Origin of the sequence: Providencia vermicola, from assembly GCF_020381325.1 — a bacterium.
In the GTDB taxonomy this organism is placed as follows: Bacteria; Pseudomonadota; Gammaproteobacteria; order Enterobacterales; family Enterobacteriaceae; genus Providencia; species Providencia vermicola.
The window spans coordinates 62,917-76,660 of record NZ_JAGSPI010000003.1 but is presented as its reverse complement, the minus strand read 5'-3'; the positions used below and the strand labels follow the sequence as shown (position 1 = coordinate 76,660).

17 protein-coding genes and 1 riboswitch are annotated in these 13,744 nt (G+C 39.0%); of the genes, 8 read left to right on the top strand and 9 right to left on the bottom strand.

Features of this window, described 5'->3' with window-relative positions; translation table 11 throughout:
- The first annotated feature begins 201 nt into the window (after nt 1–201).
- Together KDJ85_RS05110 and rlmA are read left to right on the top strand one after the other, a co-directional pair.
- On the top strand, nt 202–402 hold the full coding sequence (locus tag KDJ85_RS05110; protein ID WP_225818737.1) for an acid-shock protein: 201 nt from the start codon (nt 202–204) through the stop codon (nt 400–402).
- Between the two features lie 106 nt (nt 403–508).
- Complete coding sequence (gene rlmA / locus KDJ85_RS05105; protein ID WP_225818972.1) at nt 509–1,333, top strand: 23S rRNA (guanine(745)-N(1))-methyltransferase; 825 nt, start codon at nt 509–511, stop codon at nt 1,331–1,333.
- Between the two features lie 46 nt (nt 1,334–1,379).
- Here rlmA and mntP read toward each other — a convergent pair whose 3' ends face one another.
- From mntP to pabB, 8 genes are all read right to left on the bottom strand, one after another.
- Complete coding sequence (gene mntP / locus KDJ85_RS05100; protein ID WP_206086184.1) at nt 1,380–1,961, bottom strand: manganese efflux pump MntP; 582 nt, start codon at nt 1,959–1,961, stop codon at nt 1,380–1,382.
- Nucleotides 1,962–2,150: riboswitch (yybP-ykoY riboswitch) on the bottom strand.
- A gap of 151 nt (nt 2,151–2,301) precedes the next feature.
- Nucleotides 2,302–2,760, bottom strand: a complete 459-nt coding sequence (locus KDJ85_RS05095; protein ID WP_225818736.1) for a DUF986 family protein — start codon at nt 2,758–2,760, stop codon at nt 2,302–2,304.
- An 89-nt stretch (nt 2,761–2,849) separates the two neighbouring features.
- Complete coding sequence (locus KDJ85_RS05090) at nt 2,850–3,701, bottom strand: PTS mannose transporter subunit IID (RefSeq protein ID WP_206086182.1); 852 nt, start codon at nt 3,699–3,701, stop codon at nt 2,850–2,852.
- A 13-nt stretch (nt 3,702–3,714) separates the two neighbouring features.
- Complete coding sequence (locus tag KDJ85_RS05085; protein ID WP_225818735.1) at nt 3,715–4,515, bottom strand: PTS mannose/fructose/sorbose transporter subunit IIC; 801 nt, start codon at nt 4,513–4,515, stop codon at nt 3,715–3,717.
- Nucleotides 4,516–4,597: 82 nt separating this feature from the next.
- A complete protein-coding gene (manX, locus tag KDJ85_RS05080) occupies nt 4,598–5,563 on the bottom strand; it encodes a PTS mannose transporter subunit IIAB (protein WP_225818734.1) in 966 nt (321 codons plus the stop codon).
- Between the two features lie 655 nt (nt 5,564–6,218).
- Nucleotides 6,219–7,583: an L-serine ammonia-lyase gene (locus KDJ85_RS05075; RefSeq protein WP_225818733.1), complete on the bottom strand. Its 1,365-nt coding sequence runs from the start codon at nt 7,581–7,583 to the stop codon at nt 6,219–6,221.
- 278 nt (nt 7,584–7,861) lie between these two features.
- On the bottom strand, nt 7,862–8,422 hold the full coding sequence (locus tag KDJ85_RS05070; protein ID WP_225818732.1) for a CoA pyrophosphatase: 561 nt from the start codon (nt 8,420–8,422) through the stop codon (nt 7,862–7,864).
- Nucleotides 8,406–9,785, bottom strand: a complete 1,380-nt coding sequence (pabB, locus tag KDJ85_RS05065) for an aminodeoxychorismate synthase component 1 (protein ID WP_225818731.1) — start codon at nt 9,783–9,785, stop codon at nt 8,406–8,408. Before pabB ends, KDJ85_RS05070 begins: the two co-directional genes overlap by 17 nt.
- Nucleotides 9,786–9,909: 124 nt before the next feature.
- On the opposite strand from pabB, the gene KDJ85_RS05060 reads away from it, so the two are divergent.
- A complete protein-coding gene (locus KDJ85_RS05060) occupies nt 9,910–10,089 on the top strand; it encodes a YoaH family protein (RefSeq protein ID WP_206086177.1) in 180 nt (59 codons plus the stop codon).
- A gap of 192 nt (nt 10,090–10,281) precedes the next feature.
- A complete protein-coding gene (gene yebF, locus KDJ85_RS05055; RefSeq protein WP_225818730.1) occupies nt 10,282–10,647 on the top strand; it encodes a protein YebF in 366 nt (121 codons plus the stop codon).
- A gap of 71 nt (nt 10,648–10,718) precedes the next feature.
- On the opposite strand, the gene KDJ85_RS05050 is transcribed toward yebF, so the two are convergent.
- Entirely contained in the window at nt 10,719–10,949 is a 231-nt protein-coding gene (locus KDJ85_RS05050; RefSeq protein ID WP_206086175.1) for a DNA polymerase III subunit theta, read from the bottom strand.
- A gap of 292 nt (nt 10,950–11,241) precedes the next feature.
- Between KDJ85_RS05050 and ftnA the strand changes: the two genes are divergently transcribed.
- The 4 genes from ftnA to KDJ85_RS05030 all read left to right on the top strand — a co-directional run bounded on the left by ftnA (nt 11,242) and on the right by KDJ85_RS05030 (nt 13,677).
- Nucleotides 11,242–11,745 (top strand): non-heme ferritin, encoded by a 504-nt coding sequence (gene ftnA, locus KDJ85_RS05045; protein WP_225818729.1) that lies wholly within the window; start codon nt 11,242–11,244, stop codon nt 11,743–11,745.
- Nucleotides 11,746–11,979: 234 nt separating this feature from the next.
- Entirely contained in the window at nt 11,980–12,366 is a 387-nt protein-coding gene (copC, locus tag KDJ85_RS05040; RefSeq protein ID WP_225818728.1) for a copper homeostasis periplasmic binding protein CopC, read from the top strand.
- Between the two features lies 1 nt (nt 12,367).
- Entirely contained in the window at nt 12,368–13,264 is an 897-nt protein-coding gene (copD, locus tag KDJ85_RS05035) for a copper homeostasis membrane protein CopD (protein ID WP_225818727.1), read from the top strand.
- Nucleotides 13,265–13,329: 65 nt separating this feature from the next.
- On the top strand, nt 13,330–13,677 hold the full coding sequence (locus KDJ85_RS05030) for a DUF2511 domain-containing protein (protein WP_225818726.1): 348 nt from the start codon (nt 13,330–13,332) through the stop codon (nt 13,675–13,677).
- The last annotated feature ends 67 nt before the right edge of the window (nt 13,678–13,744 follow it).

Genomic DNA, 13,744 nt, shown 5'->3' with positions numbered 1-13,744 from the left:
TATAGGTTTTTTATTTTGAGATAATAATAGTTATCTGAAAGTAAAGTAAATAAATAATCAACAAACTGAAAATATTTATTTACCAAAATAACCTATAAAAAATTTATAAATCTTTAAATTTGTCCTATTGTGGGAGAATATTCATTTGTGATTTATTAGTGTTGCAAGAACATCCTTGCTTTAAAAATCTAAGGTACAAAAATGAAAACGTTATTAGCAATTGCAACGGTTATGTCTATTGCTGTTTCTGGTGCAGCATTAGCAAACACAACCGTCAAATCTGAGCCTGTTTCACCTATTGCGCAATCACATCAAGTGGCTAAATCGTCTCATTTGAAGGCGAAAGCTGAGAAGCAAGTTGTTAAAGAAAAGCATGCTGGAAAAAGTAAATCAGCGAAATAATCAGTTATAAAATTCGCTAACGTCACGGTGCCATGGGATATTTTCCATGGCGTTGCATCGTTGCTTGTATGGTATACTGGCTATTATTTTGCAATCAGTGACCTTTATGAATTATCAATGCCCACTTTGTTTTACGCCTCTCTTACAAACTCACAATAGTTATCGTTGCGAAGCCAATCACCAATTTGATTGTGCTAAAGAAGGGTACGTTAATTTACTACCTGTGCAGCATAAGCGCTCGAAAGATCCTGGTGATAGTGCAGAAATGATGCAAGCGCGGCGTCAATTTCTTGATGCAGGACATTATCAACCAATGCGAGATCAAGTGGCTAAAAAATTGGTTCAATATTTACCTTCAAGCCATTTATCGGTATTGGATATCGGCTGTGGTGAAGGGTATTACACTGACTATTTTAGGCAAACATTGCAAAATAAATTCGGGAACATCCAAGTTTTTGGGTTGGATGTATCAAAGGTAGCAATTCGTTATGCGGCCAAACGCTATAAATTAGTTAATTTCTGTGTAGGCACTAGCCACCGTTTACCTTTTCCTGAATCAAGCTTAGGAGCGATTGTTCGTATTTATGCGCCGTGTAAAGCGGAAGAATTAAGCCGGGTATTAATCGATAATGGTATTTTAGTTACTGTCACACCAGCAGCGGAACATCTGCAAGAATTAAAAGCCCTTATTTACGATGAAGTTAAATTGCACCCCGCTAAAGACGAAAATTTGCCGAATTTTAAATTACTGGATGAGAGTCAATTAAATTATAAAATGGTGCTGACTGGCAGCGAAGCTTATGAGCTGTTAGCGATGACACCGTTTGCGTGGCGAGCATCTGAAGAAGTGAAACAATATCTGCAACAAGGGAAAGTGAAAGATTATACAGCAGACTTTTTAATTCGAGTCTATCAATACCAAGCGGACTAATGTTGGTAAAGCCCCCTAAGAGATAAGTGTAGGGGGCCATAAATTATTATGGTGCGTACATAAATAATTCGAGGTGTTCAAATAAGATATTAAACCCGATCCCTATTAACACTAACCCGCCGATAATCTCTGCTTTTTTTCCTAATAATGGGCCTACATAACGGCCAATCATCATACCGATAGTTGCCATAATCATGGTCATCAAGCCAATAGTCATCGCAGTGTGGACAATATCTACCTGCAAGAAAGCTAAGCCTAAGCCAATTGCCATGGCATCTAAGCTCGTTGCAATCGCGGAAAAAATAAGGCTAGTAGAGCTGTGACTTGAAGGTTTTGAACAGCATTCTTCATCTTTTGTTTTAAGACTCTGCCAAATCATGCGAGCACCTAAAACAAATAATAACGCGAATGCAATCCAGTGATCCCAGCGGATAACGTACTGGCTAGCAAGAATACCAATTCCCCAACCAATGATAGGAGTGATAGCTTCTATGAAGCCAAAAATGAAACCAGTACGGAGGATCTCTCTAAAACGGGGTTTATGCAGGACGGCACCTTTGCAAATAGCAACTGCAAATGCGTCCATTGATAGCGCGAGGGCTAGAACAAGGGTAGCGTAAAAACTCATAACATAACCTCGGTTGGGTGTTTCCATATACACATAAACTACCCCCAACCTAAGGTGTATTTATGTGTCTATGGTCTTGCCAACCAGATTATGGTGTCCGCACCACGTTTGAAATCAAACGAGTATGTTGATACGGACTTTCTGGAATATATATATTTCCAGAACAGGCTACTCCCCAATGACGTGGAAAGAAAGATACCACATTTTATTTTAAAGGCAACACTTAATTAATTGTGGATATTAAACGGTAGTGAGAATTATTATCAATTAGGTTAATAAGAAAAAAAAGGTTAATTATATTTTTAATTAACCTTAGTATTCTTATGAATATATATAACGATTACTTATGATTTATAAGGAATTCATAAATTCGTTGCAAATCATCAAGATGCGAAACTTGAATGTGAATTTTCTTTTGCTCTAAACCTATTATAAGAATACCATCTTCAGATAAGTTCATTGCTTTTATTCTATCGTAGGAAATAAAAGTATTGGCAAAATAAAAACCAGTTTGTTTAAAGAATAGCTTAGGTGTTCTAATAAACGCCAAGTAAACAGACATAAATATAGTAATCATTAATAAATAAGTGGTTAATAAATTACCATGTCGAACAATATTTGTATAAATGACAATACAGATTAAGACAATAAAAATAATGGCATCAACGCGATGTTTTCGTTTTAAGTTAATTTTTAATAGCGTTTTCCCTTTTAGCAAATGCTGAATAAATTCATCATAAATAGCATATATAAGCATGATCAAAATGATAATGGCGAGAATAACATCATTTAAAGTCATTGGTGCGCCCTTGACTAAGTAAACATATGGCAAAGCTTAAAATTAAAAAAGGGAGGCCGCAACCTCCCGAGTAAAATATTATGAGAAAATTATGGAGCCAAGAATTTCAGCCAAGCACCTAAAATACCCAAACCGAAGAAGCCAATAATAATCCACAGCGCATTGACTTTACGGCGTAATAGCCACATACACCCAAATGTAAGCAGAAGAGGGACTAAGCCTGGCATTAATTGGTCAAGGATCATCTGGACGGTTGTAATATCTTCAACACCCGTGGTTTGGTTTTTAATGCGCGAAACCTCGAGCGGGATATTCACATGGGTCCATTTGTTCACAAGGGCCCCCATAACGAATAAACCGAGTATCGATGCTCCCTCAGTCAGTTTTTGCAGGAAGCCACCACCCATATCTTGAACGATATCAATCCCTTTCTTATATCCGTATGCAACACCATAGTAACGAGTTAATAAACGAACTAGGTTAAACAAAACGAAGAATAGGACAGGGCCAAGTAAGCTACCTGTCATCGCGATACCCGCACCTAATGCTGCGAATACAGGGCGAACAGTTCCCCAGAATATAGGGTCACCAACACCCGCTAAAGGCCCCATCAAACCAACTTTGATACCGTTTATTGCACCATCATCAATATCAGCACCATTAGCACGTTGCTCTTCCATCGCCATGGTCACACCAAGAACAGGAGCAGCAACATATGGGTGGGTATTAAAGAACTCAAGGTGACGTTTAATCGCTTGTTTTCTATCGTCATTATTTTCTGGATAAAGACGACGGATAACGGGCACCATTGAGAAACAAAAACCAAGGGCTTGCATCCGTTCAAAGTTCCAAGAACCTTGGAATAAGTTGGAACGCAGGAACACGCCGCGAATATCGCTCTGTGTCAGTTTTTTCTCTGTAGACTGAGTTGTATCAACCATGTTTGTGCTCCTCCTAGTCTAATTCGTTATCAAGGTTATTGTTGCTATTGCCTTGTGTGACAACAACTTGCGATTTGTTGTATTTTGGACTGAGCTGGATATACAGAACAGCCATAACCACACCGATGACCCCAAGGGCAACAAGGTTGAAGTTTGTAAATGCGGCAGTGACAAAGCCTAAATAGAAGAATGGCATTAAGTAGCCAGCACGCATCATATTGATAACCATTGCATAACCGACCACGACGATCATACCACCTGCAATGTTCAAACCGCTGGTCACAACTTCAGGAATGGAGCTTAATAAGTGTTGAACCTCAGACGTACCAACGGAAACGGCAACAATAAGCGCAGGGATTGCAACACGCATCGCTTGCAGCACTAATGCGCTGACATGGATAATGCTTAGCGATGTTAGGTTGCCACTGGTTGCAGCGCGGTCAGCCGCGTGCTGGAAAGCAACGGTGATAGTACGAACGATGATAGTTAATACCTGTCCCGCAGCGGCAAGTGGAATTGCTAAGGCAATACCTGCACCAATGCTTTGACCACCTGCGATAACTAAGATAGTTGAGATGATGGAGGCTAAAGCCGCATCAGGGGCAACAGCCGCACCGATATTCATCCAACCTAATGCGATCATCTCTAGCGTACCACCGATGATGATACCCGTTTTCATGTCTCCCAGAACGATACCGATAAGCGTACAGGCAACGAGAGGGCGGTGAAACTGGAATTCATCGAGAATTGACCCCATACCAGCGATACATGCTACGATGAAAACCAGTACTATTTGAACAACGGTAAGTTCCATTGTTTAATCTCCTGTAACCAACAAGTTTTAAAATCTGTTTGAGTAATGGTTTAAAAAGCAAAATTAAAAGTTTGATAACACATTATTTTTTGAGCTTATTGATTAAGTCCATCATGAAGACTTTACTGTCAGATGAAACTTTACGAACTTCTAACTCAATATTTTTGTCATTCAAATAATTAAAGGCATCAATGTCAGTTTGGTTGATAGAAACGGCATTGGTTACCATGGTTTTACCTTCATGATAGGCCATACCACCAATATTGACGGATTTAACGTCTACGCCTTCCTCAACAATACGTTTTACGTCAGTCGGGTTAGTAAATAATAACATTACACGCTCACCCGCATATTTCGGGTTGTTATAGACGCGGACACATTTTGCAACGTCAACAACGTGAGCAGTGACACCTGGAGGCGCAACTTGTTTTAACAGTGTTGAACGGACTTGGTCTTTGGCGACTTCATCACTGACGACGATAATACGTTTGACCTGGGTCTCTTTTGTCCAGCGCGTTGCAACTTGGCCATGAATTAACCGGTCATCGACGCGAGCAAGGGCAATCACCATATGTTCGCCAGGTCCCGCTTTTCTGGCAGGAGCAGGCGGTGGAGTACTTGATGCAGCAGGTGCAGGTTGTGCTTCAACTTCTTTAAATTTGAATGGACGAACGCCGCCACGACCCGTTTCTAATGCAACAGTGATAAGCTCATCCAAAGATGGGTTATCATCACGGCACATGAAGGTTTCAACCAGCATTGGAACATTCACACCTGTGATAATGTCGTAATTATCATGTTCATTCACAATACGGCTAGCAGCGTTGAATGGGCTACCTCCCCAAGTATCGACAAGGAATAGCACCCCTTTTGAGGTATCTAAATCCGTTAACTTTTGAGTGTACTTTTCAAACAGGGTGTCTGCGTTTTCCCCAGGGATAAAGTCAATAAACGAGACATTGTCTTGCTCGCCAATTAACATTTCGGTGGTTCGGAGAAGCTGCTCAGCGGCGACTCCGTGGGTACCAATCATAATAGCTATACTCACTATTTTTCCCTCATTGATAGATAAAACGAAATATTATCTGTAGATAAATTGGACACTAAAGTTAGACTCCTTTTTATCAATTTCCCCTGTATCATAATATTAGCTGAATAATGACAATTTACTTATGGCGGTCACGAGTCAGCTATTTGAATTATTAGTATGAAGTACATTTGTAGCATATCATTTTGTTTTAACCTAAAAACTTGTTTCGCGTCAGAAAAATAAGAATATACCTAAAATCACTTAATAATTTACGATTATTATCTTTTTATTTGATTTGTTATAGTTATTGATTCTGTTAAATAATTATTTCTTAGAGTAAATTATTGTTATCGGTAACAAAAATCGAATGTAAAAGTGTTTGATATTGATATTTTGAGTGAAAAATAGACTATTTTGTATGATAAATATTAATCAGAGAGAACTAACAAAATTGGTTTTTAGAATAAAATAGTCTTGATTTGAGATTGAACATATTGTCGAAATTGAATGAAATAAGGTGGTAATCGTTGGGTTACCATGGGGAATTGATTAAAAAAATTTGTTGATAGTGTGGGGGCTTAGTGAATAAAAGTGAACAATAGCGTATGGGAGAGGAAGAAAAAACGCCCTTCAGGGTGAGAAAAGGGCGTTTTGTAGGAATAAACAGGCTTAATCAGTCACATTGCACTTTGATAGCTAAACCACCGCGAGAGGTCTCACGATATTTTGCGTTCATGTCTTTGCCTGTTTCATACATGGTTTCAATCACTTTATCCAATGAGACTCGAGGCTCACTAGTTCTACGGATAGCCATTCTTGCTGCATTGACTGCTTTAACGGAGGCTATTGCATTGCGTTCGATGCAAGGGACTTGAACTTGACCCGCAACAGGATCACAAGTAAGACCTAAGTTGTGTTCCATGCCAATTTCAGCGGCGATACATACTTGTTCAGGACTACCGCCGAGTAATTCCGCTAGGCCAGCTGCGGCCATCGAACAAGCAACACCGACTTCACCTTGGCAACCCACTTCTGCACCTGAAATAGACGCATTCATTTTATAGAGAATACCAATAGCGCCAGACGCTAAGAAATAACGTAGATAAAGTTCAGGTGTAACTGGCTCAATACAGTGGTTGTAGTAAGCCAAAACAGCAGGAACAATCCCACATGCTCCATTAGTTGGGGCAGTAACGACGCGTCCACCCGCCGCATTTTCCTCATTTACCGCGAGGGCATACATATTAATGAGGTCAATGACATTCATTGGGTCATTCGATAATTTGCTTGATGATGTGACCACACGGTTTAATGCAGGTGCACGACGCGGTACACGTAATGGGCCAGGTAACACGCCTTCTGTATTTAACCCACGTTCAATACATGCTTGCATGGTGTGCCATACATTTGCGAAATAGTCGTCAATCTCTTCTTTTGAGTGAAGATCGAGTTCATTTTTCATCATCAGGCTGGAAATTGATAAACCTGATTTTTTGCAATTTAGCAGCAATTCATTTGCTGAATTAAATGGGTAGGATACTGGTTTGCTATCAACCGTTGATTCACCGAAGTGTTCTTCATCAACGATAAAGCCGCCACCAATTGAATAATAGGTTTTAGTATAAATTTCGTCATTTCCTGCAAAAGCATGAATAGTCATGCCATTTTCGTGTAACTCTAGGTTATCTTGACGGAAATTCATGCCACCTTCACGTGGGAAATCAACAGATTGAGCCCCATTTGCTAAAGGCAGTTTTTCGGTGTCTTCTACCGTTTTGATAAAAGTTGGGATAGATTCAATGTCAACGGTGGCAGGTAAGTTACCTGCCAGCCCCATAATAATGGCGATATCAGTATGGTGCCCTTTACCAGTAAGCGATAATGACCCATAGACGTCAACAGAGATACGAGTGACGCTAGGTAATAGATTTTTGCTCACTAAATCATCGACAAATTCTTTACCAGCTTTCATTGGACCAACGGTATGAGAGCTTGACGGGCCAATGCCCACTTTAAACATGTCGAAAACGCTTATCACGCAGGACTCCTTAAAAAAAGTTGAAAATAGAGTGCTTTATTTTAAAAGGCGCTACTTTACTGTTATTTAGTAGTGTTAACCAGTAAGTTTAAAGTATTTTTTGAAATAAGGTAGTTGCTTAGGAATAATTGATTGTAAATAGCACAATCTGCTTGTGTTTTGCTTTAAATTTATACAGCCACATTAAAAAAATTAGGAATGATAGGGAAGCAGATAAAAGTTAACGTAAAATTTTTGTTTGAAAAATTAATTTTATGCGGTGATTTATATTGCAAGGGTTAGTCTAGTTGCAATGCTAATTGATGAAGAATGGATGCTGTTAAACCCCAAACGAGATGGCCTTTATACCAATAGAAAAAAATCCGATTTTCACGGCCTGAGCGTTTGATATCCACATATTTGTGTTGTCGCAATGACAGCGCATCAAAAAGTGGAACTTCAAAAATAGAGGCGACTTCACTAGGGTTTGCTTGATATTGAATATTGGCAGGTAGCAAGCCAACAATGGGGGTGACCTCATAACCACCATAACTTTGCAACGGTGCTAATTGCCCCAGTACCTTCACTTTTTCTGGTGGGATGGCGACTTCTTCAAAAGTTTCGCGCAGCGCAGTATGAATTAATGAGCCATCTTCGGGATCTTTTGCGCCACCAGGAAAGGCGACTTGGCCTGCATGGGAACGTAAAAATGGTGAGCGTTGGGTCAGTAGCAGGGTTGGATTAGGTTTATTAATAATCGGTAATAAAACCGCAGCCGACTTACCCGTCTGGCGCTGTGCCTGACGGGTTGTTGGTAAAGTAAACTGAAAACGGTTGATAAAGTTATTCAGCTCGGTCATCCGAATTTAACGCTCCTAATAGGGGTAGAATAAGGCTCAGTTTATCAAAAGTTTCTTGATATTCTTTATCTGCTTGGCTATCTGCCACAATACCACCGCCTGCCCAGCAGTAAATCTGCTTTTTATAGGTTAGTAAGGTTCGGATAGTAATATTGGTGTCCATATTGCCACAGAAACTAATATAGCCTATTGCGCCACAATATCCATGTCGCCGATGAGGCTCTAATTCTTCAATAATTTCCATTGCTCGAATTTTTGGTGCACCTGTAATGGAACCGCCAGGGAAACAAGCTTGTAGTAAGTCGGTGGCTTGATATGGACTATCCAATCTTGCCGTAATCGTGCTCACGAGATGATGAACGGCAGGGAAGGGTTCAACCATAAACAATTCAGGCACTTTAACGGTACCTGGTTTCGCTACTCGTCCGATATCATTGCGTAATAAATCGACAATCATTAAGTTCTCAGCGCGATCTTTAGGTGAGTTAGCCAGCTTTTGCGCTTGAGCCAAGTCGTCTTGTTCATCGTCTAAACGCGGAAGTGTGCCTTTAATAGGGCGAGTTTGGATATCGCCATCTTGCAATAAAATAAAGCGCTCAGGGGAAATACTAATGACGGCATTTTCAGGTAAGCGCATAAAAGAAGAGAATGGGGCGCCATTCGTTTCAAGCAATGCTAGGAAAGCATTCCATTCATCTCCTTTATATTTTGCTTTAAATCGCTGTGCTAAATTAATTTGATAACAATCACCACTGCGCAAATATTCATGAATGCGAGCAATGTTTTGTTGATACTGATCCTCGGTCATATTGGATTGCCAGGGGGTATTTAGCTTAAATTTATTTTTGCGGGGTGCTTTTTGGCTTTGCAACCAAGTTAGGCGTGCTTCAGCATCTTGATGACTAATTAATGTGACGGTTTTATCTTGGTGATCAACAACCAGCGCCCATAAATAGATGCCGACAGCCATATCGGGAAATGTTAATTCAGTTTTCGCGATTTCTGGGATTTTTTCAATACGGCGGCCAAGATCGTAGCTCCAGATACCCAATGCCCCGCCATTAAATGGCAGTGTATTATCCAATATTTGGTTTGCATGGTGCTTATCAAGTTGCGTTTGAAGTAGAGCGAATGGCGATGCTCCTGAAATAATAGGTTCTTGATTCTGTTCGGTAATTGTTGTTTGTGTTTGATAGGTCGTGAGTGTTGCTATTGGATCCGCGACAATAATATCAAAACGATTGTGTGAGTGTTTCGCATTGCCCGAGTGCAATAGCATCGCCCAAGGTTGGTGAGCGAGGGGCGTAAAATAATCGATTGCCGCTGTTGGGCTATATGGTAACTGAATTTTATTAATAATCATGGTGATAAGTTTATTTCTTCGTAAGTGACTCTAGCCAGACTAACAGATATTCTTATCTTAATAATCGAAGAGATGTTAAAATCTTAAAGATTAATTTTAGTCTTTTATGAATGAGGTTTAAACCATGTTATCAGGGATCCCTGCACTTAATCATGAAGAACAGCAAGAAGCGGTTGAAAAAATTCACCAATTAATGGCTGACGGTATGAGTAGCGGAGAAGCAATCGCACTTGTTGCACAAGAAATTCGTGAGAAACATCAAGGTAAAGAGCAAGTGCATGTACGTTTTGATGATGAAAATTAATAATAAGTAAACATACTATTAACATCCATACATGAATCTGATAGATTAATATTAGTTAAGTCATTCTGTTTATCAATGTCGTTACAAAATAATTCACAGATAACGCGCAAATTTAACACCTTCTTATAGGCTTAAATGAGCAGCTAAACTAATCAAAAATATTCACCTAACAATTAGGTGTCGGAGGAGAGTATGGAAGCGAATAAAAAAATAGTGATTGCTTTAGGGACGTGCGCTCTTGTTTTTAGTTCATTTGCGTTAAGTGTTAACAAGGAAGAAGGTAAGGCTGCACCATTTGTGAGCTGTGGCGCACTAACAGAATCACAAATTGCGGCTCAGGTTAAAAGTGATTTTATGCATAATCGTTTACCACGTTGGACGGAAGAAAAAGCCGCACTAGGTAAAAAAGCCGTTGCTTGGGTTAATGATAATGAAGTGACTAAAACAGATAAAGGCTACACAGTTCCCTTAGTGGTAAGAGGGGCAAAATCTGACCTTCATTATTCTGTTTTAGTGGATTGCCAAAACAATACAGTGACTTATAACAATTCCAACTAATTTTATTCAATTGCAAATATTTGCAATTGAATATCTTATAATGAAAAAGAGGGAGATAACCCTCTTTTTTCTTAACGATTTCTGGGTTCGTACGGTAACCGCGAGAAATTTTGTGATAATTGGCGGTAATAGACCAGCCTTTCTCTAAAATATTCCCTTAAATGCTCGGGTTGTTCCCGCTCAACAGCGTCGGCAAGAATGGCAATATTATAGCGTTCTTTGAATGCAACGCCTGATGCCAATAAGTCAACGTTGACCTTATCCATTTCATCTTTGGGCAATAAAGCAAGATTATGGCTCATTTTAATTCTCTATCACTTAATGGGATTTAGGAATATTGTAGCGATTAAATGAGAAGAAGTCTCAATTCTTAGCGAAAAGAACGTGAAAATATAATCAAACTAATATAGTTTTATATTTAATTAATGACTTTAAAAACAGAGAAAGATAATGAGATTGATTATTATTGTTTTTAGCAAAAGTTATTAATAATCAGTAAATTGGATTTTTTTGTTTTCAGAATGTTTTAGGGTTTTAATTATTGTAATACTGTGCATAATAGCCTCAAGAATATTTAAACATTAAGGTAAAAATATGTTAACTACTGATATGGTCAAAAAATTAAACGAACAATTAAACCTTGAGTTTTACTCTGCAAATCTTTATTTGCAAATGAGCGCTTGGTGTAGCGATAAAGGCTACGAAGGCGCCGCTGCTTTTTTAAAAGCACATTCTCAAGAAGAAATGGAACATATGCAGCGTTTGTTTGATTACCTTAGCGATACAGGTGCACTGCCATTATTAGGCCAAATTGCGGCACCACCGGTTGATTTTAAATCTATTGCTGATGTGTTCAATCAAACTTATGAACACGAACAGTTAATTACCCGTGAAATTAATAAGTTAGCGCACCTAGCAATGACGACACAAGATTATTCAACATTTAACTTCCTGCAATGGTATGTCGCAGAACAGCATGAAGAAGAGAAACTATTTAAATCGGTGCTGGATAAACTGGATATGGTGGGTGAGTCTGGTAAAGCACTATTCTTATTGGATAAAGATTTGAAAAATATGTCAGCAGCTACACACATCTAATTTTGTGTTACGAATAGATTATGACTAAAACTTAATCTATCTGAAGTATAAAGACCTTAGTAGGCTTATGGATAAAAGTGATTAATTTCAATGTTCATAAGCCTTTTTCTTTTCATTTTGTGTGAATACTCACAGGATGAGCGCTTAAATCCCGTTTTTAAGCGGCACAAACTGTTTTTTTCCGTATAATGATTGGCAAATATTCTAAATTTACCTGCAAATTAAGAGGTTACTATGCCAATTACCCATATTAAATCTTCATGGCGCAAATTAAGTGCAATCGCTGTCTTATTTTTAGGGATGTCTTTCCAACAAGCTTTTGCCCACGCACATTTAAAAGACCAACTTCCAGCAGAAGGCGCTGCAGTTGAGCAAACACCTGAATCAATCACGTTAAATTTCTCTGAAGGTATTGAAGTTAACTTTACGAAAGTGTCTATCATCGGACCTGAAAAAAATATCGTTAAAACAGGAAAAGCGACATTAGACCCAAGTAATGACACCAAAGTGATCGTGCCAGTTGAAGGCAAACTGACTTCAGGGAAATACGATGTTAACTGGAGTGTTGTTTCAGTTGATGGCCACAAAACCAAAGGGACTTATAGCTTTACAGTGAAATAATATGTCACTGGACGCGTTTTATACTTTAATCCGTTTTATTCATTTTATTGCTGCAATATTGATGTGTGGAATGTCAATATTTGCAGCGTTGCTGAGTTGTGGGCAATTTAGTTATCTTATTAGCCGTTATTTGAATAAAGGGATCAACTTTTGCGCAGTCGTTACTGTTGTGACCGTTTGGGGCTGGATGTTAGCACAAGCGGGTTCAATGGGGGATGGCTGGGAGGATGCAACAGATTGGGATATCTGGCAGGGCGTGCTGGGGACATCATTCGGTCAAATTTGGCGCTGGGAATTATTATTATCTGTAATTTTGTTGGTAGTTTTATTTATTAAGTCTATTAAGTTACGATTACACCTTGTTTTACTTCTTTCTATTCTTATTCTTGGCTTACATGCCTTTGTTGGGCATGCCGCGATGCAAGATGGTATCGTTGGCGGGCTTCATCGCTTTAATCAATTTATTCATCTTATTAGCTCAGCCTATTGGTTTGGTGGCTTATGGCCATTTTTAATCTGTATTCAATTTTTGCGTAATAAACGTGAACTTGTGGCTGGAATGGATGCGCAAATTATTAAGACAATGAAGCGATTCTCCCGTTATGGACACGTTGCAGTTGTTTTAGTGGTCATCACTGGCATCATAAGTGCGATAAGTATTTTGCCGCAATGGCCAATGGAATATTCAGGTTCTGAATATCAATCACTACTCTGGTTTAAGATTATATTGGTCATGGGAATGATAATGCTTGCATCTATTAACCGTTATTACATCGTGCCAAGGATCAAGCAAAAAGGGCAAGTTAGTTACTTGATCATCAATAGCTGGGTCGAATTGTTGTTAGGGACAATGGCGATTTTAGCGGTAGCCATTTTTGCCACGTATCAACCCGTGTAGCAAAACCATTTTATTTATTTGATAATAGCGAATTATTATCGCACTCGTTTAACAAGGTCATTTCAATGAAATCTAAACTCATTATTTGCTTCTTATTAGTTGGTGGAACAATTAGTACTGCTGTTGCTGCTCCCTTAACATCAGTGAGTAAAAAACAATTTGGTGATGATTGGCCATTTACACGTGAAGAGGTGATGTTGGAATGCCGCACTAATGGTGCGCTGGTGGTGATCAATCCAGCCACATTAATGCAATATCCATTAAATGATATCGCTGCAACACAAATGGATAATAAAGAAATTAAAGGCCAACCAATCGATGTATTACTCAAGCCGATTGAGACTGCAAAAAGTGTTGAAGAACGTGTTTTACCGTTAAAGGAAGCCGCTGCGAAATTGTGTGGTAGTAAGTAAGTGTGCTTAAGTTGTTTTTATCATTGAAAAGAGTGGGAAGCTAAAACAGTTGATTATTGAAATTTAT

What these genes read in the sequence shown, in the direction of transcription:
- KDJ85_RS05110 (WP_225818737.1), top strand. Translation starts at nt 202, where the DNA reads ATGAAAACGTTATTAGCAATTGCAACGGTTATGTCTATTGCTGTTTCT.
- rlmA (WP_225818972.1), top strand. Translation starts at nt 509, where the DNA reads ATGAATTATCAATGCCCACTTTGTTTTACGCCTCTCTTACAAACTCAC.
- mntP (WP_206086184.1), bottom strand. Translation starts at nt 1,961, where the DNA reads ATGAGTTTTTACGCTACCCTTGTTCTAGCCCTCGCGCTATCAATGGAC.
- KDJ85_RS05095 (WP_225818736.1), bottom strand. Translation starts at nt 2,760, where the DNA reads ATGACTTTAAATGATGTTATTCTCGCCATTATCATTTTGATCATGCTT.
- KDJ85_RS05090 (WP_206086182.1), bottom strand. Translation starts at nt 3,701, where the DNA reads ATGGTTGATACAACTCAGTCTACAGAGAAAAAACTGACACAGAGCGAT.
- KDJ85_RS05085 (WP_225818735.1), bottom strand. Translation starts at nt 4,515, where the DNA reads ATGGAACTTACCGTTGTTCAAATAGTACTGGTTTTCATCGTAGCATGT.
- KDJ85_RS05070 (WP_225818732.1), bottom strand. Translation starts at nt 8,422, where the DNA reads ATGACCGAGCTGAATAACTTTATCAACCGTTTTCAGTTTACTTTACCA.
- pabB (WP_225818731.1), bottom strand. Translation starts at nt 9,785, where the DNA reads ATGATTATTAATAAAATTCAGTTACCATATAGCCCAACAGCGGCAATC.
- KDJ85_RS05060 (WP_206086177.1), top strand. Translation starts at nt 9,910, where the DNA reads ATGTTATCAGGGATCCCTGCACTTAATCATGAAGAACAGCAAGAAGCG.
- yebF (WP_225818730.1), top strand. Translation starts at nt 10,282, where the DNA reads ATGGAAGCGAATAAAAAAATAGTGATTGCTTTAGGGACGTGCGCTCTT.
- KDJ85_RS05050 (WP_206086175.1), bottom strand. Translation starts at nt 10,949, where the DNA reads ATGAGCCATAATCTTGCTTTATTGCCCAAAGATGAAATGGATAAGGTC.
- ftnA (WP_225818729.1), top strand. Translation starts at nt 11,242, where the DNA reads ATGTTAACTACTGATATGGTCAAAAAATTAAACGAACAATTAAACCTT.
- copC (WP_225818728.1), top strand. Translation starts at nt 11,980, where the DNA reads ATGCCAATTACCCATATTAAATCTTCATGGCGCAAATTAAGTGCAATC.
- copD (WP_225818727.1), top strand. Translation starts at nt 12,368, where the DNA reads ATGTCACTGGACGCGTTTTATACTTTAATCCGTTTTATTCATTTTATT.
- KDJ85_RS05030 (WP_225818726.1), top strand. Translation starts at nt 13,330, where the DNA reads ATGAAATCTAAACTCATTATTTGCTTCTTATTAGTTGGTGGAACAATT.